The sequence below is a fragment of the Dyadobacter sp. CY356 genome (assembly GCF_021440195.1).
Taxonomy (GTDB): domain Bacteria; phylum Bacteroidota; class Bacteroidia; order Cytophagales; family Spirosomataceae; genus Dyadobacter.
Map to the genome: position 1 here is coordinate 849,827 of NZ_JAJTSZ010000001.1, position 21,986 is coordinate 871,812.

The window sequence follows — 21,986 nt, forward strand, 5'->3', positions numbered from 1 at the left end:
TTGTAATAATGAACAAGGCTATGAAATGGTTGCCTGCCTATCAATTTTTTCTTTTTTAACAGATAACAATCTTACTTTATTTTTAATAAAGACATCAATTTGGAGCATGATTGATCCCTTAGTAGCGATAATATTTTTATACATTAGTGTTTGATCTAACCTGAATTGTAATGTTAACAGATTTCCCCTTCTATCTCAGCCTTACATTTTTAATATTACTTCTGATCATGCTAAGCAGGAAGATCAGGGTGGCCTATCCGGTGGTACTGGTTCTGGCGGGCCTGGCAATAAGCTTTATTCCCGGGTTGCCGGCGTTGCATATCGAGTCGGAATTGATATTTGTTCTTTTTCTGCCACCGTTACTTTTTGAGGCAGCATGGCAGATTTCCTGGAAAGAGCTCTGGCGCTGGCGGCGAATTATCGGAAGCTTTGCATTTCTGGTTGTCTTTTTTAGTGCTTTTACGGTAGCACTGACCGTCAATTACTTCATTCCCGGCTTTTCACTGGCGTTGGGATTTTTGCTCGGAGCCATCGTATCGCCACCGGATGCCGTAAGTGCGGGAGCGATCTTGAAACTGGTAAAAGTACCAAAGCGGGTATCGTATATTTTAGAAGGTGAAAGTCTGTTGAATGATGCCTCTTCCCTGATTATTTTTCGTTTTGCTCTAATTGCAGTAGCGACGGGTAATTTTGTCTGGCGTGACGCCGCACTGAGTTTGGTGTGGATGTTGAGTGGTGGAATAGGGATTGGTCTTGTCATCGGTTATATCTTGATGAAGTCACAGAAATTCTTGCCTACTGATGCCAATATTGATACCATTTTAACCATTCTGGCGCCCTACATCATGTATATGGTGGCTGAATCGGTGCACAGTTCAGGTGTCCTGGCGGTGGTAAGCGGAGGTCTGTTGTTGTCAAATTATCGTTTTGTTTTTCTGAGCAGTGCTTCCCGGCTTCGGGGTCTGAACGTTTGGGAAAGCCTTAGTTTTGTAATGAACGGTCTGGTGTTTATGTTCATCGGGCTCGATCTGCCCCAGATCACGGCCGGACTGGAAGGAGTGTCTATTTACACGGCAACTGGCTATGGATTGCTTGTGACAGGGGTTTTAATTTTTGGCCGGATACTTTCATCTTTTGCCGCAGTTTTTGTTACCCTGATCGCACGAAACTTTATTACCGTTGCCGACCCGCGTCATCCTGGTTACAAACTTCCTTTTTTGATGGGCTGGTCAGGCATGCGTGGGGTAGTGTCATTGGCCGCAGCTTTGTCTATACCGGTTTATCTTGCGGATGGATCCGCTTTTCCACAGCGTAATCTTATCCTTTTTATCACCTTTGTAGTCATACTTCTCACCCTTGTCGTGCAAGGTTTATCTCTGCCTTTATTGATAAAAAAGCTGGATTTAAAGGATACTGATCATATGGAATCTGAGGAGGAAATCTATAACGAGATCAAAAAACAGGTGAGCCTCCATGCACTGGATTATCTGAATACCCATTACAACGAGCAATTAAGTAGCCAGCCCGTGCTGCAACAGATCGCATACAAATGGCAGCATGCAAATCAGTCAACGGAGGGAATTTTAATGAACGAAGAATCCAGAACGGTTTATCGCGATTTGATTATTCAGCAAAGAAAATGGTTGATTGATAAAAACAATAAGGACGGAGATGTGGATGAAGAAATGATAAGAAGACATCTTTTATATCTTGATCTGGAAGAAGAAAGAATGCAATTTGTTTAGGAGAAATCACTACGGATATGCATTAATACATTCAGTATTTTTGAACCGCATCGATAGCTCATCAAAAAAATATAATCAGGTAATCTAAAAGTGGAAGACCAGAGTAACAGCAGCTTAAATCGGTCAAATCCAACAGGTAAAAACATAAGACTTTGAAGTTAAGACTGTTAAGTAAAGTTCCTTTTTTATTTAAAAATTTTAGATAAAAAAACAGGTTAGAAAAAAATGTTAACAAATTTTTCTATTTAACAAATTGATTTTTAATATTTTAACAATTTTCATTTTTGAAAAAGTTTGCAAAAAATTTTAGCTTATTGAAATTTCTGGTAGATTTGTTGCCCCGGTTTATGAAACGTTAAGGGTTGATTTTACAACTTGTCACTTTTTGTTATTGGGATTTTAGCAGTGTTGTCAGGACAAATTCTTGTAATCAAATTCTGATCAACACTTATTCAACAAGTTATAAAGTCAGTATTTTTTATGAGTATTTTTGAAAAACGTCTGCAATACAAACCTTTCGAGTATCCTGAAATTTTACAATTTACAGAAGCAATCAATAAAGCCTATTGGGTACACTCAGAAGTAGACTTTACGGCCGACACGCAGGATTTTCATTCCCATCTGAGTCCGGCAGAAAGAACGGCTGTTAAAAACAGTCTGCTAGCCATCGCGCAAATTGAAGTAGCTGTAAAATCTTTCTGGGGAAATCTTTTTCACCATTTGCCAAAACCGGAATTCAATGGTTTGGGAAGTACTTTCGCTGAATGTGAATTTCGTCATTCCGAAGCTTACTCGCGTCTTTTGGAAGTATTGGGATATAACAACCAATTTGAAACGCTGATCGAAATTCCCGTGATCCGTGAGCGAATTGATTACTTATCCGAGGCTTTGGGAAATTCAAAATCAACCGATAAAAAGGAATATGCGTTTTCACTGATTCTGTTTTCTATTTTGATAGAAAATGTAAGTTTATTCAGTCAGTTTGCGATTATCCTATCGTTTGCCCGTTTTAAAGGATTGATGAAAAACGTCAGTAATATCATCGCCTGGACATCGATCGACGAGCAGATTCATGCCAATGCCGGTATTTTTCTTGTCAACAAAATCAAGGAAGAATTCCCTGATATGTTTGATCAGGAAACGGTTGCGGAAATCACACGTCTTGTACGTTCTTCCATTGATGTGGAATCGCGCATCATCGACTGGATTTTCAGTGAAGGAGAAATTGACAGTATCAACAAAGAAGATCTGATCAATTTTATGAAATACCGCGCGGACGACAGTCTGATGAAAATTGGTTTGCCACGTCAGTTCAATCTTGCCGTTGCCGATGTGAAACTTTTGCAATGGTTTGAAGAAGAGGTTTTCGCCAACAGTCTCGACGATTTTTTTGCGAAACGTCCGGTGGATTATACCAAACATGATAAAAGTATTTCGGCATACGATCTGTTTTAACGGGCTCGAAAACCAAAGTGAAATACAAAAAAAGATATTGAGAAATCAACAAATATAAATCAACAAAAAAATGGAAGTTGCCGAATTGGACCTGCTGGAAGGTGTAACAAGCCAGTATGAAATGCCAAAACTTTGGTGGAAAAATACCGAAAGCGAACAGGTACTTAACAGAGGATATTTACTGAAAGGCGAAACGGTTGAAGGTGCCATTGACCGCGTTTGCGCGGCCGCTGCGAAGCGTCTTTTTCGTCCGGAATTGAAAGACGCGTTTGTGGAAATGGTGGAAAGGGGATGGATGAGCCTCAGTTCGCCAATCTGGGCTAATATGGGCACAGAACGTGGTCTGCCAATTTCATGTTTCAATGTGCACGTGCCTGACAATATTGAAGGTATCACACACAAGCTCGGTGAAGTGATCATGCAGACGAAAATCGGTGGCGGAACTTCTGCCTATTTTGGAGATCTGCGTGCGCGTGGAAGTGCGGTTACGGATAACGGAAAAAGCAGTGGAGCAGTAAGTTTTATGCGCCTTTTTGATACGGCCATGGATACGATTTCCCAGGGCGGTGTGCGCCGTGGAGCATTTGCGGCATACATGGATATTGATCATGAGGATATAGAAGAATTTTTACAAATCAAAGACATAGGTCATCCGATCCAGAATCTGTTTTCAGGCGTGTGTGTGCCGGATTACTGGATGCAGGATATGATTGACGGGGATATGCCAAAAAGAGAGATCTGGGCAAAAATTCTTCAAAGTCGTCAGCAGAAGGGGCTGCCTTATATTTTCTTTTCTGACAATGTCAATCTGAACAAACCACAGGTTTACAAGGATAAAAATCTGCGCATCAATGCCAGTAATTTATGCTCGGAAATTATGTTGCCATCGACCGAGGACGAATCTTTCATTTGCTGTCTGTCTTCCATGAATCTGGAATTATATGACGAATGGAAAGATACGGATGCAGTCAGACTGGCCATTTTCTTTTTGGATGCTGTGCTTCAGGAGTTTATTGAAAAGACAGAAGGAAATCACTTTCTGGCCAGTGCGAACCGTTTTGCAAAACGTCACCGCGCGCTTGGTCTTGGTGTATTGGGCTGGCATTCTTATCTTCAAAAGAATATGATCCCGTTTGAAGGAATGCAGGCCAAACAATTGACAACGCAGATTTTCAAAACAATTCAGGATAAATCGGAAAAAGCTACCCAGGAACTGGCCATGATTTACGGTGAGCCGGAAATTTTGAAAGGTTATGGTCGTAGAAATACAACACTTCTTGCAATTGCGCCTACAACTTCTTCATCAGCAATACTTGGACAGACGTCACCGGGTATTGAGCCGTTCAGTAGTAATTATTACAAGGCAGGTCTTGCCAAAGGTAATTTCATGCGTAAGAATAAATACCTGAAAGTGCTTTTGGAAGAAAAAGGGATCGACAATGAAGAAACCTGGCGTACGATCATGCTGAACCATGGAAGTGTTCAACACATGAGCGAACTGAGCGATCATGAAAAAGATGTGTTTAAAACTTTTAAGGAGATCAGCCAGCTGGAAATCATTCAACAGGCTTCTATCCGTCAGAAATATGTAGATCAGGCGCAAAGTCTGAACCTTAATATTCCATCCAATTTACCGGTTAAAGAAGTAAATAAACTGTTGATCGAAGCCTGGAAACTGGGTGTAAAAACATTGTATTACCAACGCAGCCAGAGTGTTTCAAAAGAACTTGTTACAAGTCTGGTGAGCTGTTCGTCCTGCGAATCGTAATCTGATATCAATAGTATTTTTTAGGGAAGGTATCTGCCGTGGGTGGATACCTTTTTTTGCTTTGTTCTTCTGGATGATAATTCCCAGGAATAATTAATTCAAAAGAATTTTATCAAAAAAATAATTTTATTTAGTCCATCAATTCTATATAGTTTATATATTTGCTTCCGAATCAATTAAAACTCATTTAATGAACTCAATTATCTATATAAAATCCTGTTGTTGCAAGTGATCTGTTATAAAAGGATTTCGCCGTCTGAAAAGGTGTATAGCGGCTTATAAAGGAATATTTTAATCTGTCACCACTCTAAAATTAATATCAATAATTCAATAAGCATGAAACAAATTTTAAAAATAACCTTTTTTTTAGGTGCCATTTTATTTCCGCTGTTTTCATCAGCACAAGACAATCAGACCAACAATGCAACCATTTCAGGAAAAGTACTGGACGCCAAAACCAGCGAAGCACTGATTGGCGCAACAGTAACTATTAAGGGTACCACCAACGGATCTGTGACCGATTCAAACGGAGAATTTAGTTTGATCACAGCCCAGAAAATTCCATTTACACTTATCGTTTCCTATGTAGGTTATGTGAAAAAGGAAGTTTTAATTAGCGGGAGCGGTACTGAAATCAGACTTGATCTGAATAATACCCAGCTTGATGACGTCGTAATTTCCTCCCGCCGTCGTCAGGAATCTGCTCAGGAAGTTCCTATTCCAATTTCGGTGATTAGCGGAACAAGAGCGGAAGATGCCGGTGCATTTAACGTAAACCGTTTGAAAGAGCTGGTACCAACAGTGCAGCTATATGCATCCAACGCAAGAAATACTACCCTTAATATTCGTGGCTTAGGTTCCACTTTTGGCTTGACCAACGACGGGGTTGACCCTGGTGTTGGTTTTTATGTGGATGGCGTTTATTATGCCCGTCCTGCTGCTACGGCACTGGATTTTATTGATATTGAGCGGGTTGAAGTACTTCGGGGGCCTCAGGGAACACTTTTTGGGAAAAACACAACGGCGGGAGCCTTTAATATTACAACCCGTGCTCCAACTTTTACGCCCGGAGCAAATGTTGAAGTAAGTTATGGCAATTTAGGTTTTATTCAGGCCAAGGCATCGCTTACCGGACCGATTAGCAAAAAACTGGCGGCCCGCGTTTCCTTCACAGGGACACAGCGTAACGGGACATTTTTTAATCTTCATACACAGTTGCCGATCAATGATATCAACAACATTGGTGTAAGAGGTCAAATATTATACACACCAAGTGAAAACGTCAATATCACGGTGATCGGGGACGTTTCGGATCAAAAACCAAATGGTTACGGTTGGCCGGTTGCTGGTGTTGTTACAACAAAAAGAGCTGCATACCGACAATTCAACGCCATAATTGCTGATCTGGGATATACATTACCTTACAAAAGTGCCTTTGAACGTAAAGTGGATCTGGACACGCCTTCAAAAGCTGATAACCGGTTGGGTGGTGTTTCGGTTAATGCGGACATAAAACTTGGAAAAGGAACATTGACAAGTACTTCTGCCTGGCGTTTCTGGAAATGGACGCCTCTGAACGACAGGGATTATATCGGATTGCCGGTATTTACAATTTCTTCGGGTAATTCGGCGCATGATCAATGGTCGCAGGAAATTCGTTATTCAGGAAAAATCTCTCCCAAACTGAGCGGTGTGGTTGGTGTTTTTGGTTTATGGCAAGATCTTAAATCCGATCCTGTTCAAACCGAAGAAGCTGGTTCGGCACAATGGCGTTTTGCACAAAGTTCAACCAGTGCACTTTGGAAAACGCCTGGGCTATTTGACAATTTTGGTATACGCACTACAAACCGTATCAAAAGTACAAGTTTGGCCGTTTTCGCACAGGCCGACTGGGTGGTGACTGATAAATTGCACGTTTTGCCAGGTATCCGCTATAACTACGATAAAAAAGTGGTGGATTACAAAAGAGAAACTTACGGTGGTTTGCAAACAACTGATCCTGCTTTAATCGCCTTGAAAAACGGAGTGTATACCAACCAGGCTTTTAACACAGATTACTCGGAAGGAAATTTCTCAGGACAGCTTTCTCTACAATATAAAGCCAGTACCAATTTAAATGCTTATGCAACTTATTCTATTGGTTATAAGCCAATTGGAGTAAATGTAGGTGGTTTGCCAACTGCAAATGGTCAGAATCTGATCGACCTTGCGAAAGTGAAACCTGAATATGTGGATCACAAAGAATTTGGTATCAAAACAAAACCTTCGGCTAATTCGGTATTAAACCTGACCGTTTACCGTTCGGATATCAAGGATTATCAGACACAGGTACAAACGCCGGAGCCTGGTGTGAACCGTGGATATCTGGCCAATGCAGAAAAAGTACGTGTGCAGGGAGCAGAATTGGATGGAAACATTCGCTTGAAACATTTTACTTTTAATGCTGCCGTGGCTTATACGGATGGTAAATATGTACGTTTTGCCAATGCACCTGTGCCTCTGGAAGAAGTAGGAGGAGCGCAGGCCTTTAAGGATGTTTCAGGCGGAAGACTGCCCGGTATCTCAAAATGGTCTGGCTCGGTGGGTGGTGAAGTTGTGGTAAAAGGATCATTAATCAGTTTGAAGGGCAACTACTTTTTTGCGGTTGATGAATTCTTACGGTCCGAATTCTCATCAAGCCCATCTCCATCGCAATATCTGAACATTGGCGGTTATGGTCTTACCAATGCACGTCTTGGTTTCAGAGCTTCCAACGGACTTTCCATTTATGTATGGGGAAGAAATATTTTCAACAAAAACTATTACGAACAATTGTTGGCAGCTCCGGGAAGTTACGGACAATATGCCGGTATCGTGGGCGACCAGCGCACCTATGGAGTAACGGTTAGATTTACATACTGATCTCCGGAATCAATTCATAGTAAATCGTAAGTGAACGTATGAAGAATAAAACAACGACAGTAACAGACCCTGGTTTGCTACTGTCGTCGTTTTTTTAAGGTTGATGAATCGTTCGCTCAAATAATTATAAGCCTTTACTAATATCTTTGTGAGGCTAATCAAACGACTAAATGCTGTTTGTTAAAAATGCACATCAGAATTTGAATACATTTGATTGAAAAACTTAAACCTGATCGTATAAATTACAACTTCTACGTGCGCTACCTTTTTATATTATTCTTATTCCTGGGTTTAGGGAATTTTTCGTCATTTTCTCAGTCAGCTGACACGGTGTCCAGGGAGTTGATTGTCGATTTTGAAATAAGACCAAGAGTTGAATTCAGGAATAATTTTATGCTCGTGCCGGCAGATTCCACCATGCCTGAGCTTTTTGCAACGCAGCGAAATCGGGTCTCTGTCACTTACCTTGGACCTAAATTTAAATTTCATGTTTCTCCGCAGGAAATCCATGTCTGGGGGAAGGACGGAAGAACTTCGCGCGTGGGCAATATCAATGCTTTTGAATTATATATTGAACCATATATCAGCAACCGTTTTGCCGTAAGAATAGGCCGGCAGGCACTTTCCCTGGATAATGGCAGGCTGTTTTCTGCGGCACCTTGGAGCCAGCAAAGCCGGGCGCATGAAGGAATTAGGCTGTTTTACAAAAACAAAGTAACAACCGATCTTACACTGGCTTTTACCAGACCATACAGTAAACATTTTGACGCGGCATTTTCACCGGTAGCTTCTCATCAGTACAAGTTTCTTGTCGTTCATCATCTTAAATATAAAATAAATAAGCAGCTTGATTTAACAACGATCAACGCCATGGATGTTTTCGAAAAAACGAATAGGAGCGGCCACTACTATCCACGAGTTACTAACGGCGGTCGACTGGACTATACCCAGGCGGGAATTTATGCAACTGTAAATGCTTATTATCAGTATGGCCGCAATGCCACATCAAAAAATATCCGAGCCTACTACATCCAGCCGGAGATAAGTACCAAAATCGATAAAACCACATTGCGACTTGGTGCCGAAATCCTGAGTGGAAATAAGGGAAATGTGCCTGACGATGTAACTAATTCCTTCGTGCCGCTCTACGGTGTTGCCTGGAAATTTATGGGAAACATGAATCTTTTCACCCGCTTTCCAGCCGACGTGAATGACAAAGGCCTTATAAATCCTTATCTGTTTGCTATATTTCAGATGAACAAAAAACTGTCATTGCGTGCTGATTTCCATCTTTTCTACTCGCAGCATCAGCTTAAAGAATCAGGAAAAGATTTACAGGGAAAATACCTTGGTTTTGAAAATGACCTTTCCTTAAATTATAGACCATTCAACCGGTTAGAGGTCATCTATGGCTTTTCCTACACACCCTCCGACAAACGGATGGAGGTATACAAGAAAGTACCGGACGCTTCAAAAACCCCCGTTTGGAGTTATCTGATGATATCTTACACGCCAAAATTGTTCTATCGAAAATGGAAATATCCTGTCTGACGAATCCTAAACGAAACAAATCCGAAAGATTTAAATGACCAGCAATTGGGAAATCATTTTTATTTGTGTTTAGTTTGTAATTAGTCTAAATAATTAGACGCAGATTAATCCGGTTTTATGATTTTACCTTTAGGTTTTATGAATGTTCACTCTCTTACTAGAAAATTTACAGTTGAATTGTGTTTTAAAAATCTTGCTGTCCCGTTTTTGTTAACATTATTTGCAGTGGTTTTTAGTATTTCAACAAATGCTCAATCACATCAGAGTGGGCAGATCAAAGGAATAGTTACCACCACAGACGGCGCACCAGCCCAGGGTATTTCCGTCAAACTAAAAAACACGACAAAAGGCACCGTAGCCAATACGCACGGTAGTTTTGAATTCAAAAATCTGCCAACCGGCACTTATACCGTGGAGTTTTCGATGGTCGGATATGAGACCTCAACGGCGGAGGCTATCCTCACCGACGAAAAACCGCACGCGGATCTGATGGTTCAGCTTGATTTCTCATCACGAAAACTGGATGAAGTCATTATCAGCAGCGGTGGAAATCGGTTTGCCAAAAAGGAAAGTGACGACGTTTCAAAAATGCCGATTTCCAATATGGAAAATCCGCAGGTTTATAGTGTGGTCAGTAAAGAATTGATGAAAGAGCAGATTGTCACGGATTACAACAGTGCTTTCAAAAACGTGCCCGGGGCAGGTATTGCAGAAGTCAGAAACCAGGGAAGGACAACTTCCATATCACGTGGTTTTGCAACGCCGCAGTTGGTCCGGAATGGTGTCGGAAGTTTTACTTATTCCACCATTGACCCGGCTAACCTTGAACGGGTTGAAGTCATAAAAGGGCCATCGGCAACTTTGTTTGGAAGTACCTTATCATCTTTTGGCGGTTTATTTAACCGGGTCACCAAAAAGCCTTTTGATGTTTTCAAAGGCGAAGTTTCTTTTTCTGCCGGAAGCTGGGATTTGAACCGGCTGACCGTTGACATCAACACGCCGCTTAATGAAGACAAATCAGCTTTGCTTCGTGTGAACACGGCGCTGCATAGTGAAAGGAGTTTCCAGGATGCCGGGTTTGCCCGGAACTTCCTGATCGCCCCCAGCTTTTCCTATGCTGTCAATGACCGGCTTACCTTACTTCTGGATGTTGAATTCAGTGGTTATAAATCCACTTCTCCTATGCGCGTGACGCCTTCAACAAAAGGAAAGGCAAGAAGTGTTACCGAATTGGGAATGCCCTATAAATTGTCTTTTGCTAATAATACAATCAATTATGCAGGACAGCAATATAATGTTTTCGGGCAGATCAAGTATAAATTATCACCAGCCTGGACTTCCCAGACAATCGTTTCCAGAACCAGATCATCGGCTGACGGGAATGTGGTTGGACTGACCATTCTGAGCGATTCAACCTTACGCCAAACGGTTACCAATCAGGATTATCCGTATTACGGAACGGATTTTCAACAAAATTTTATCGGAGATTTTCATTTAGGACCGCTCAGAAACCGTGTTGTGGCCGGTATTGATGTATACAGTTTGCGTGCTACCAGAAATGATGCTTCTGTCAATATGCCTGCAATCAATTTTAAAAAACCAGGTAATGCTTACAACAACTTCAATTTAACCAGGGTAACCCCGCTGTTAAGTTCTGCTGCTTTGACAAATTTTGTTTCTACCAATGAAAGAACTTACAGTGCTTACGTCTCAGATGTATTAAATATTACTGACCGTTTGCTGGCCATGGCAAGTCTTCGTATCGATCGTTATTCCAATCTTGGTACCTACTATCCCGGCATGGATTCTACTGCCGGAGCGTTTAAACAAACTGCGCTGTCGCCAAAACTGGGTGTTGTTTATCAGGTGGTAAAAGACAGAATTTCCATTTTTGGTAATTATATGAATGGCTTTAACAATGTGAGCGGATCTGATTTCTCAGGTAACACTTTCAAACCAAATCAGGCGAACCAGATTGAAGGAGGGGTGAAACTTGACTATAATTTTATTACCGCAACGTTCAGTTATTACGATATTTCTGTAACCAATGTAACGCGTGACGATCCTGATCATGTGAATTTTTCGATCCAGGACGGCACGCAGCTCAGCAAAGGTTTTGAGGCGGAAGTAATTGCCAATCCTGCTCCCGGATTAAATATTGTTGCCGGTTTTACATATAACGATAGTAAGTATACGAAAGCCAATGAGAGCATACAGGGATATCGCCCTACGACAGCCGGACCTCCGCGTATGGCGAATTTGTGGGTTAGCTACCGACTTGTAAAAGGAGCGGCCAAAGGATTAGGCGTTGGTTTTGGAGGGATTTATGGAAGTGAATCTTTTCAGAGCAATACCAAAACTTTCTCATTCACGATTCCTTCTTACACCGTTTTAGATGCCTCAGTCTTCTTTGACAAACCAAAATTCAGGATAGGGTTAAAAGCAGATAACCTGACCAATGAAAAATACTGGTCGTATCGTCTGGCTGCTCAAAATCCTTTGAAAGTGACGGGAAATATTACATTCAAGTTTTGAAAATGTATCGATAAATATCTTTACCCTGAATACCAGAGCCCGGGCATAGTTCCGGGCTTTGACGTTCCGGGAATATTAAGTAACTTGTTATTCATAAAGAAAGGTGCTTGCCGCGCAAAAGACGCGGTACATTAATGCAATCTACTTCCGGATTCTGTTACTTTAAGCTATTTGCTATCTATCGTTACTTTGACTACAACATGCATGGATTTGACTACATGGGTTACTGCACGTTTATTGAAATTTGTAGCATCAAATATTAAAAATCAAATTGTATGCGTGTCTTTGTAACAGGAGCAACAGGTTTTGTAGGCTCCGCGGTAGTCCAGGAATTAATTAGTGCCGGCCATCAGGTTTTAGGGCTGGCCCGTTCAGAGGAAAATGCAAGGTCGCTTATTGCTGCCGGGGCAGAGGTTCAATATGGTAACCTTGAAGATATTGACAGTTTAAGAAGTGGTGCTGCTGCTTCGGATGGCGTGATCCATACCGGCTTTGTTCATGATTTTACCAGATTCAAGGAATGTTGTGAAATTGACAGACGTGCCATTACTGCATTGGGTGCAGAACTGGCCGGTTCTGACCGCCCATTGATCATCACCTCCGGAATTGGAATATTGAGGGTTCCTGACCGGGCGGCAACAGAAGCGGATATACCAGATGCATCAGGTCCCAACCCAAGAATTGCTTCGGAAATGGCTGCTACTGAAATATCTGAAACGGGTGTACGCGTTTCAATAGTACGTTTGCCGCCAACGGTGCATGGTGCGGGGGATCATGGATTTGTTCCCGTACTAATTGGTATGGCACGAGAAAAAGGTATTTCAGTATATAAAGAAGAAGGATCAAACAGCTGGCCGGCGGTGCATCGGCTGGATGCTGCAAAATTATACAGACTGGCACTTGAACAAGCTCCTGCGGGACTTGTTCGTTATCATGCCGTGGCGGAAGAAGGTATAGCTTTCCGCGATATTGCAGAGGCCATTGGTAAGGGGTTGCATATGCCGGCCGTGAGCAAAACAGCGGAAGAAGCGGCTGAGCATTTTAGCTGGTTTTCACATTTTGCCGGTATGGACTGTGCGGCAAGCGCGCGTCAGACGCAGACAGCGTTGGGCTGGAATCCGGATCAGCAAACCTTGATTGAAGATCTTGATACAGGCGATTATTTCAAACTATAAACGATCATGTCAAACATACTACCGCATCGATTTAAAACCATTGCTGAATTTCACAAGTATAGAGGATTGCCCAAACCGGAACATCCTCTGATCAGCGTCATCAATGTGGAATTGATGAATGAACTTGGGGTAGAAGAATTTCAGTCGATCAAAGATTTTTATTCCATTGCCTTGAAGCGGAATATTAATTATAAAGTGAAATACGGCCAGAGTTCGTATGATTTCGATGAGGGAGTTATGTTTTTTATGTCGCCGGGTCAGCTGGTTAAACTCACTTTTGAGAAAGATGAACCGGTAAATCAATCGGGCTGGATGCTGCTCATCCATCCTGACTTTTTGTGGAACACGCCATTGGCCAAAGCAATCAGGCAATATGAGTATTTCAGTTATTCAGTCAATGAAGCACTCTTTCTTTCTGAAAAAGAAGAAATCCTGATCAACGGTATTGTTCAAAATATGGAGCAGGAATATCACGCCAATATCGACCAGTTTAGCCAGACGGTCATTCTTGCTCAACTGGAATTACTGCTAACCTATGCCGACCGTTTTTACCAGCGCCAGTTTATTACCAGAAAAATTGCAAATCATCAGATACTTAACCGGCTTGAAGATATCCTTGATGAATATTTTAGAAGTGACAATCTGATACAAAACGGATTGCCAACGGTTGGTTACATCGCAGAAGTTTTAAATATATCCCCCAATTATTTAAGCAGTATGTTAAAGGTGCTTACTGGTCAGAATGCACAGCAGCACCTGCATAACAAACTGATTGAGCTGGCAAAAGAAAAATTAACGACAACGGATATGTCTGTCAGTGAAATTGCATACGCACTGGGATTTGAACATTCTCAGTCATTCAGTAAGTTGTTCAAAAACAAAACCGATCTGTCGCCCGTGGAATTCAGGCAGTCATTTAATTGAAATGCCTGATCATTACTTTCATATCTGGCAGCAAAATTGAAAATTGCAAACATATACTTAGTTTTACAAATAAGATAATAGTAAACTTAATTTACTATATGTTTGTTTTGCAATTGACAATAAACTATACCAGATGGAAAATCATATCAATACAAGATTCCTTTTCAAAGTCATTTACATATTGAAAAGGTTGACGGATGAGTGGGGTGAAAATGTAATTACCCAATATATACCAGGTTTCAAAATGGGGTATATTCCTGTTTTTATGTGTATTGGAACGGAGGGCGTTTCAAATAATGAAGTGGCGCGTGAATTGAAAATTACCAAAATGGCTGCCAGCAAGATCATTAAAGAGCTCTTCGCCCTTAAATTAATAGCAAGTGAAAAGGATCCGCTGGATGCGCGCTCCGAAAGAATATTTCTTACTGCAAAAGGTAAGGAGATCAGCGCGAAGGTGAAAGAATCGGCGGACAGCCTTGTTGAAGAATATCGCAAAGTAACAGGAGACGAAAGTTATGAATCTGCAATTGATGTGCTGCTGACCATCACACGTTACCACGAGGAGGCGAAATCAGGAACAAAATAAACCTGGTCTTTTTTTATTCAATAACGCTCAAAAAAACTGCCTGAAAAAATAGTAAACTTATTTTACTATTTTTCTTTGAAAAGTAAACTTGGTATACTACATTTGTAAACTAAGTTTACTTATTCATTTTCATGGAAACAGAAGAAAAACAACAGAGTGTTGCTGGCAAGGCTTCCAAAACCCTGATCGTGGCAGCGGTTGCGATTGGTGCAATTTATTTTACATATAATAAGGTTGATCACGCACTCCATTTTGAGAGTACAGACAACGCACAAATTGAGACCAATTCAGTTCCGGTTATTAGTCGTATATCGGGGTACGTTAGAGATTTTACCTTACTGGACTATCAAACGGTAAAAAAAGGTGACACCCTTGCTGTTATCGACGATCGTGACTTTGTGCTGGCTGTCCAGCAAGCGCAGGCAGATCTTTTGTCAGCACAGGCAGATCTGGCTGCCGCGGAATCGCAACTACCGACTATTGGGTCAAACCGCACTGTGGCTGCCGCTGGTGTGAGTGTGGAAGAGGTTGGTCTGGACAAGGCGAAGCGGGATATGGCGCGTGATGAAGCACTTTATAAGGATGGCTCTATTACATTAAGACAGCTGGAAAACAGTCAGTCGGCTTACAAAACCGCCGTATCTCTGTTGGCCTCCAGTAAAACCAGAGTGCAGCAGGCAGGCGTGCAAACAGGTACTGCAAATGCGCAGATACAACGTGCAAAGGCAACAATCGCTGCCAAAGAAACAGCATTGGAAAGAGCAAAGCTGGATTTAAGTTATACAAGGATCATTGCGCCATCGACCGGTAAGCTTGGAAAAACAAATTTGAAACCGGGCCAATTTGTTCAAGGCGGCCAGCAGCTTTTTAGTCTGGTCAGCAGTGATAAATACTGGATTGTAGCCAATTTTAAAGAAACCCAGCTGGAACATATGAAAGTAGGGCAGCCGGTAAAAATCGAAGTCGACGGCTATCCAAATCAGGAAGTTTCGGGTAGAATTTCCGGTTTCAGTGATGCAACCGGCGCTAAGTTTTCTCTTTTACCACCAGATAATTCCACTGGTAATTTTGTGAAAGTAACACAGCGTGTGCCGGTTACCATAGAAATTGATCATCCGGAAGCCTTAACAGGTCTATTAAAAGCAGGGTTGAGTGTGGAGGTGGATGTGAAAGTTAAATAGCTGCTGCGCACAGCCTCAGATTATGGCCAGTCAAAAGAATAAATTTGTCAAGATCATTATCGTGATCACCACGATTTCAGCGGCCATTATGGAGCTGATTGATACTTCCATTATCAATGTTGCCCTGAATAATATCAGTGGAACACTCGGTGCCACGCTGGAAGATGCATCCTGGGTAGTAACAGCCTATGCCATTGCGAATGTGATCATTATCCCGCTTACAGGCTTTTTAAGCCAGTATTTCGGCAGGAAAAATTATTATCTCGCGTCAATTATCATTTTTACGATCGCCTCTTATTTATGCGGCACATCGTCGTCTCTGTGGATGCTGGTTCTCTGGCGTTTTGTCCAGGGACTGGGTGGGGGAGCGTTGCTTTCTGTATCTCAGGGTATTCTTTTCGAACAATTCAAACCGGAAGAAAAAGGTATTGCCGGCGGGATTTTCGGAATGGGGATCGTGATGGGGCCAACCATTGGTCCGGTGCTGGGTGGTTATATTGTAGATAATTATCACTGGGCGTTGATTTTTGATATCAACATTCCGATCGGTATTGCCGCCGCACTGCTTACGTGGAAATTTGTGGACAGACAACCAGATGAATATAACATCAACAGAAAAGCTATTCCAGTTGATTATACAGGGATTATTTCGCTGACGGTTGGCGTAGGAGCCTTGCAGTATGTGCTCGAAAAAGGACAGTCCGAAGACTGGTTTCAGGATGAGACAATCCGTTATCTGACTGCCGCCGCTGTGGTTGGTATTGCGCTGTTTATTTACTGGGAACTGCACACCAAAAACCCGGCGATCAATCTCAGGGTAATGAAAAGCATCAACCTGATCGGAAGTAACATACTGACTTTTGTTTGCGGATTCGGGCTTTTCGGGTCCGTTTATTTGTTCCCGGTTATGGTGCAGCGCGTGATGGGATACACGCCAACCGAAGCCGGAATCTCAATGATCCCCGGTGCGCTGATCACTATTTTTGCCATGCCGTTCATTGGGGCCGGTCTGGGAAAAGGTATCAAACCGATCTATTTTGTCTGCGCCGGATTTATCCTTTTCATTCTGCATGGTTACACATCATCGCTGGCCACAGCCGAGGCCGGGAAATGGTGGTTTACACTGACACAGGTTTGCCGTGGATTGGGAACAGGATTTTTGACCGTTCCGCTTCTCAGTCAGGCTGTTGTGGGTCTGGAGCCCAGGGATATGCCTTATGGAATATCACTCAACAACATGTTCCGTTCACTGGGCGGTGCTTTTGGCATAGCCATCATGAACACCTATTCCACCAACCGTTTTGCCACGCACAGAAATGATCTGGTATCGAATCTTCAGGGAAATAATCCGCTGATGAACAGCCGCCTGGAAAGTATAACACATGGGATGATGGCTAAGGGCATAAACCCGATAGCCGCAAAACAAGCCGCTGTCAGCAACCTTGATTATATCGTATCAAGCCAGGCTCAGATGCAGGCTTATCTGGATGGTTTTCTGCTGATCTCCGTATTTTTTATCTGCACGCTTCCCTTTATGCTGATGCTGAGCAATCAGGATATGGATGCAGAAACAAGAGCCAGGGTTGCCGCGGCCGCCCATTAATTCAAAATTATTTATCTATCATGAAACGTTTCATTTTCATCCTTCTAATAGGTTTTAGCACCGTACAGCTTCATGCGCAGCAGGTGCCTTCTGATCTTAAAATATTGATCAATCAGTCATTCACTTATTTTCCTGCTTTCAAAGAACTGGATCAGGCGATTGTGGTGGAGAATCAGCGGATTGACCTGGCCAGGGCGGCCGGTCTGCCAACGGTAGGGGCAACGGGTTCTTACACATACCTGCATCCGGTTTCAGAAATATCCCTTCCAATTGGCGATCAGGTGACCAAGCTGAGCATAATGCCCAACAATAATTATAAAACCATGGTCAACGGAAGTTATACGCTTTGGGATTTTGGTGTTGTAAAAACGGGTGTTGAAAGGGCAAAGGCAGGTCTGCAATACGCGAAGGACAATGCGCAGCACAGCAAAAACCAGATGGCATTTCAGGTTGCCAATATTTACTATCAGATTGCTTACCTGAAAAGTGCGATTGCCATTCAGGACAGCGTGATCAGCTTTTTACAGTTTAATAAACGTGATTCCGAGATTAAATTAAAAAATGGAGACGCGCTGAAATACGATGTGCTTTCGATACAGTCCAGTATTGATCAGGAAAATAACCGGAAAATTGATCTTCAGAATACGCTCAGCAAGCAGTATAACTTAATGCAGTATGCAACCGGTGTTCAGGTGAGCAAAGAAAGTACCGACTTCAATTTTCCAGCCGTTTCTGATCGCTCTGATGCTGCCGGTATTCTGGAAAGTGCCAAAACCGGAAACGTGGAATACCAACTTTTGAAAGATAAAATTGCCATGGCCGAAGCCGAACTGAAAATGAGCCAGATACAGGGGAAACCTTCGCTGGTGCTCAATGCCGGAACCGGTTTTGCCAATGGTTATGTGCCCGACATCAACAAGTTCCGGTATAATTATCAGGCTGGGATCACGCTCAATATCCCGATTTATCAGGGTGGACGTATTAAAAAACAGGTCAGTCTTTCACAAGGCCAGTTGCTTCAGACAAAACTCGCACAGCAAAGTCTTGACAATACGTTCAGCAGGGATATTGTCCAGGCGCTAACAGATATTCAAAGCAATAAATCAAGTCTGGTTAATGCGCTTGAACAGATCAATGAAGCAAAAGAAGCGCAGAAGTTCGCCCAGAGCCGGTTTCGTAACGGAACAGGGACAAATCTTGAACTGACCAACGCCAGTACCAATGTGCAAAGAGCAGAATTGACCCGGCTTCAATATCAGTATCAGTTGTGCCTGGCAAGTCTGGAACTTGCCAGGCTGGAAGGTTTGGTCTACTGGTAAAGTATAATACCGGATTTCTTCCAAAGTTATTGTTTGGATAGTTTATTGATTAGTTAGTTGCAGAAGTAAGTTGTGTAGTGCATTCAGGCAGTGGGTCAGAGGAAAATATCTTCAACAGAACGTGCTGCCTGATTCAGTTTTTTAGATGAAGTTTGAAAGGTAAACTGTTGATCATCTCAAACAAAATGAATATGGATTTATACCTGCATACCATTATCTATCAGATCATTGCTGATCTTGAAAATGTTTCCAATCATTACATTATTTATGCGCGTTATCTGTTCTTTGGCCAGCAAATGTATGGTTATGAACCTGTTTATCTGAACAGAAATTCCATTAAAGATCTGAGTTTGTATGAAGATAACCTGCGTTGCAGAATGATGCTGGACTGGGGAAATGCTGATGATTCATTTTCAATCGTAATTCCGTTCGAATTCATCAGGGAAATTAAAAAAGTTAACAGCGACGCTTCCGGAAGCAGACAAACACTGTTTTTGCAGGGAAATAAGCAGGGCTCGGATTCCTGTTATATGCCATTTCAATAGGGTAAAGTCTACGTCAATTGTCATGGAATAAAGTCAACGTTTTAAAAAGCTGTCATGGTCATTACAACGGATATATGCATTATTGGTGCGGGGGCCGCTGGCTTGTTTGCAGTTTTGGAGGCAGGTGCATCCAATCTACACTGCTGTATTTTAAAAACTGACACTCGCGCCGAAAATGATGTAAAAGAACAGGCATTAGCTGATTATCTCAAAGTTGCAGTCTCTGAATTCAGTCCGGTTTACACAGATGAATTTTTGGAGGATTTGATAAAAACGGATCCGGATACCTATCTGGTCAGAACCACGAATGGCCGGGAAATTGCTTGTAAGTATGTGATATTTACAGATCGGAGAGACCTTATCGATTAAAATAATCAGCGGCTTTTAATATTTTGTGATGACCGTTGTTTGTTATCTATCAGTTAAAAATAAATATTTCATGTATAAATTTAGTAAGATAATCGGAATTTTTCCGATTATCTTACTAAATTTATACATGAATTTTTTTAAAGACATACAACAATATTCCGGTCAGCCGCTGTCTCATCAGTTGTTAATGTCTTTGCTTACAGAATATAAAAGGCCAAATGATAAAATTAATGAGCTGATTGCTAATGGCAGTCTTACTTCTATTAAGAAAGGACTGTATTTTAGTTCACTAACAAAGGTGCCTGAACGTTTTTTAGTAGCCAATCATATCGTTGGGCCGAGTTATGTATCATTTGAAAGTGCATTATCTTTTTATGGCTTCATTCCGGAACAGGTATATGAAGTTTCATCGGCAACGATCAAGTCGTCCAGGCGTTTTGACACATCTCTCGGACGTTTTACTTACCAGCATCTTGGCTTGCCTTATTACAGTTTGGGCATCACAAACGAAACGCTGGGTGAGGGGCAGACTGTGCTAATGGCCAGGCCCGAAAAGGCTGTTTTTGACAAGATAGTTACTACATCTGGTGTGATCCTGAGAAGTGTAATTTCGGCTGCTACTTATGTTATAGAAGATTTACGAATGGATGAAAGCCTGTTGAAAGAACTTGATACCGATATGATGGAGCATTGGTTGGCCCTTAGTCCGAAAAAAGACAGTTTGGCCACAATGATTAAAATGATAAAGGAACTATGATAAAAGACTGGCTTGATTCATATAAACCCGCCAACCGTGAGCAGGCAACGCAGGCACTCAGAGAAATTATGCAGGAAGTGGCACTCGCTGGACTGTATCGCTCAGGCTTTTTTGAAAAGGCGGCTTTCTATGGCGGTACTGCGCTTAGAATATTTTATGGGCTCGACCGTTTCTCTGAGGATCTTGATTTTTCTTTACTAAAACCAGATCCTGAATTTTCACTTGAAAAATATCTTAGTGCCTTGGTTGATGAATTTGAATCTTTGGGTATGCATGTTTCTGTAAAGGAAAAACACAAATTGATCGATACTAATATAGATTCAGCATTTTTGAAATCAGAAACAATTTGGAAAGAATTGGTATTAGAGGAAATCTTGCCGCAGCAAGGTCTACGGCAAACTGCCAATATAAAAATAAAACTTGAAGTGGATACTCTCCCGCCACAGGGATTTGAGACGGAGGAAAAGTTACTTATAAAACCTTTCTCCTTTTATGTAAAATGTTTTGTTTTATCCGATTCATTCGCTGGCAAAATGCACGCACTACTTTTTCGAAAATGGAAAAACAATGTCAAAGGGCGGGATTGGTATGACCTGGAATGGTATATTAGAAAGGGAGTTTCAGTTAATATGACTCATTTTATTCAAAGAGCGATTGACAGCGGTGATTGGGCGGAAGAAAATATGAGTGAGCCACATTTTAAAGAATTGCTTCAAAGCAGGATCAGGTCGGTTAATTTCGAGAGAATCAGAGCGGATGTTATACGTTTTATACCAGATCCCCGTGTTTTGGATATCTGGTCTCCTGATTATTTTCTTGATTTGATATCCCAAATAAAAACGACAGGTAATACCTAACCAAAATGCACACGAAGTTTTATAAAAAGAAACATAAAGTTTGCAGTTGCCTTAACGATGTCACGAATAACTGAAAACCGTTTTTGATGTTATAAAATCTTTGTACTCCTGGTTTAAAACTTCATGTGCTCAGTTAGTAACCCGCAGAAAACAATTACAATTTCACAAACTCAACCCGTCTGTTATTTGCCTTTCCGGCTGCTGTATCGTTGCTGTCCACAGGTTCGGATTTTCCTTTTCCGTTGGTTTCCAAACGCGAAGAATCGATCCCAAAAGTTGTTGTCAGTGCCTGTGCTACGGCTTTGGCCCGGCGTTTGGAAAGTTCCAGGTTTGCGTCGTCATTGGCGTCAGCATCCGTATGTCCTATGATGGTGAGCCTTGTCAGAACCACGAATGGGCGGGAAATTGCTTGTAAGTATGTGATTTTTACAGATCGGCAGACCTGATCAATTAAAATAATCAGCGGCTTTTAATATTTTGCGATGACCATTGTTTCTTATTTAAAAATAAACAATTTCTATATTATTTTACCAGGATAATCGGAAAACTCCCGATTATCCTGGTAAAAACATTCAATTAACGCTTCATTTCCCTCTGTTTACTTCATGCGCTTTGTGGTAGAAAACTGAACAGGAAGAACACAAAACTCCCCTTATTTAGTTAGATCATTTCACTATGCCACGCTCCATCGGAGCATCCTGTTTATAGCCCTGTT

At 41.8% G+C, this 21,986-nt stretch carries 17 protein-coding genes; 16 read left to right on the plus strand and 1 reads right to left on the minus strand.

Annotated features, from left to right (window positions below; all coding sequences use genetic code 11):
- Positions 1-170 precede the first annotated feature (170 nt).
- From LXL81_RS03605 to LXL81_RS03680, 16 genes are all read left to right on the plus strand, one after another.
- Positions 171-1,745, plus strand: a complete 1,575-nt coding sequence (locus LXL81_RS03605; protein WP_234645336.1) for a Na+/H+ antiporter — start codon at positions 171-173, stop codon at positions 1,743-1,745.
- 480 nt (positions 1,746-2,225) lie between these two features.
- Complete coding sequence (locus LXL81_RS03610; protein WP_234645337.1) at positions 2,226-3,200, plus strand: ribonucleotide-diphosphate reductase subunit beta; 975 nt, start codon at positions 2,226-2,228, stop codon at positions 3,198-3,200.
- A gap of 70 nt (positions 3,201-3,270) precedes the next feature.
- Positions 3,271-4,968, plus strand: coding sequence for a ribonucleoside-diphosphate reductase subunit alpha (locus LXL81_RS03615; RefSeq protein WP_234645338.1), 1,698 nt, complete (start codon positions 3,271-3,273; stop codon positions 4,966-4,968).
- A gap of 336 nt (positions 4,969-5,304) precedes the next feature.
- Entirely contained in the window at positions 5,305-7,869 is a 2,565-nt protein-coding gene (locus LXL81_RS03620; protein ID WP_234645339.1) for a TonB-dependent receptor, read from the plus strand.
- A gap of 255 nt (positions 7,870-8,124) precedes the next feature.
- Positions 8,125-9,420: an alginate export family protein gene (locus LXL81_RS03625; RefSeq protein ID WP_234645340.1), complete on the plus strand. Its 1,296-nt coding sequence runs from the start codon at positions 8,125-8,127 to the stop codon at positions 9,418-9,420.
- A gap of 138 nt (positions 9,421-9,558) precedes the next feature.
- Positions 9,559-11,955, plus strand: a complete 2,397-nt coding sequence (locus LXL81_RS03630) for a TonB-dependent receptor (RefSeq protein WP_234645341.1) — start codon at positions 9,559-9,561, stop codon at positions 11,953-11,955.
- A gap of 275 nt (positions 11,956-12,230) precedes the next feature.
- Complete coding sequence (locus tag LXL81_RS03635) at positions 12,231-13,130, plus strand: SDR family oxidoreductase (RefSeq protein WP_234645342.1); 900 nt, start codon at positions 12,231-12,233, stop codon at positions 13,128-13,130.
- 6 nt (positions 13,131-13,136) lie between these two features.
- On the plus strand, positions 13,137-14,054 hold the full coding sequence (locus LXL81_RS03640; RefSeq protein ID WP_234645343.1) for an AraC family transcriptional regulator: 918 nt from the start codon (positions 13,137-13,139) through the stop codon (positions 14,052-14,054).
- 133 nt (positions 14,055-14,187) lie between these two features.
- Complete coding sequence (locus tag LXL81_RS03645) at positions 14,188-14,640, plus strand: MarR family winged helix-turn-helix transcriptional regulator (protein ID WP_234645344.1); 453 nt, start codon at positions 14,188-14,190, stop codon at positions 14,638-14,640.
- Positions 14,641-14,771: 131 nt separating this feature from the next.
- Positions 14,772-15,821 carry an HlyD family secretion protein gene (locus LXL81_RS03650; RefSeq protein ID WP_234645345.1) on the plus strand — a complete coding sequence of 350 codons (1,050 nt, stop codon included), beginning with the start codon at positions 14,772-14,774 and terminating at the stop codon, positions 15,819-15,821.
- 22 nt (positions 15,822-15,843) lie between these two features.
- The gene (locus LXL81_RS03655) at positions 15,844-17,424 is read left to right on the plus strand and encodes a DHA2 family efflux MFS transporter permease subunit (protein WP_234645346.1); all 1,581 of its coding nucleotides are present in this window, start codon (positions 15,844-15,846) and stop codon (positions 17,422-17,424) included.
- 20 nt (positions 17,425-17,444) lie between these two features.
- Positions 17,445-18,743, plus strand: a complete 1,299-nt coding sequence (locus LXL81_RS03660; protein ID WP_234645347.1) for a TolC family protein — start codon at positions 17,445-17,447, stop codon at positions 18,741-18,743.
- Between the two features lie 191 nt (positions 18,744-18,934).
- Positions 18,935-19,288: a hypothetical protein gene (locus tag LXL81_RS03665; protein WP_234645348.1), complete on the plus strand. Its 354-nt coding sequence runs from the start codon at positions 18,935-18,937 to the stop codon at positions 19,286-19,288.
- A 54-nt stretch (positions 19,289-19,342) separates the two neighbouring features.
- Positions 19,343-19,657, plus strand: coding sequence for a hypothetical protein (locus tag LXL81_RS03670; RefSeq protein ID WP_234645349.1), 315 nt, complete (start codon positions 19,343-19,345; stop codon positions 19,655-19,657).
- 127 nt (positions 19,658-19,784) lie between these two features.
- A complete protein-coding gene (locus LXL81_RS03675; RefSeq protein WP_234645350.1) occupies positions 19,785-20,414 on the plus strand; it encodes a hypothetical protein in 630 nt (209 codons plus the stop codon).
- On the plus strand, positions 20,411-21,271 hold the full coding sequence (locus LXL81_RS03680) for a nucleotidyl transferase AbiEii/AbiGii toxin family protein (protein ID WP_234645351.1): 861 nt from the start codon (positions 20,411-20,413) through the stop codon (positions 21,269-21,271). The genes LXL81_RS03675 and LXL81_RS03680 overlap by 4 nt, the downstream gene beginning before the upstream one ends.
- 154 nt (positions 21,272-21,425) lie before the next feature.
- On the opposite strand, the gene LXL81_RS03685 is transcribed toward LXL81_RS03680, so the two are convergent.
- Positions 21,426-21,662: an OmpA family protein gene (locus tag LXL81_RS03685; RefSeq protein ID WP_234645352.1), complete on the minus strand. Its 237-nt coding sequence runs from the start codon at positions 21,660-21,662 to the stop codon at positions 21,426-21,428.
- Positions 21,663-21,986: the final 324 nt, after the last annotated feature.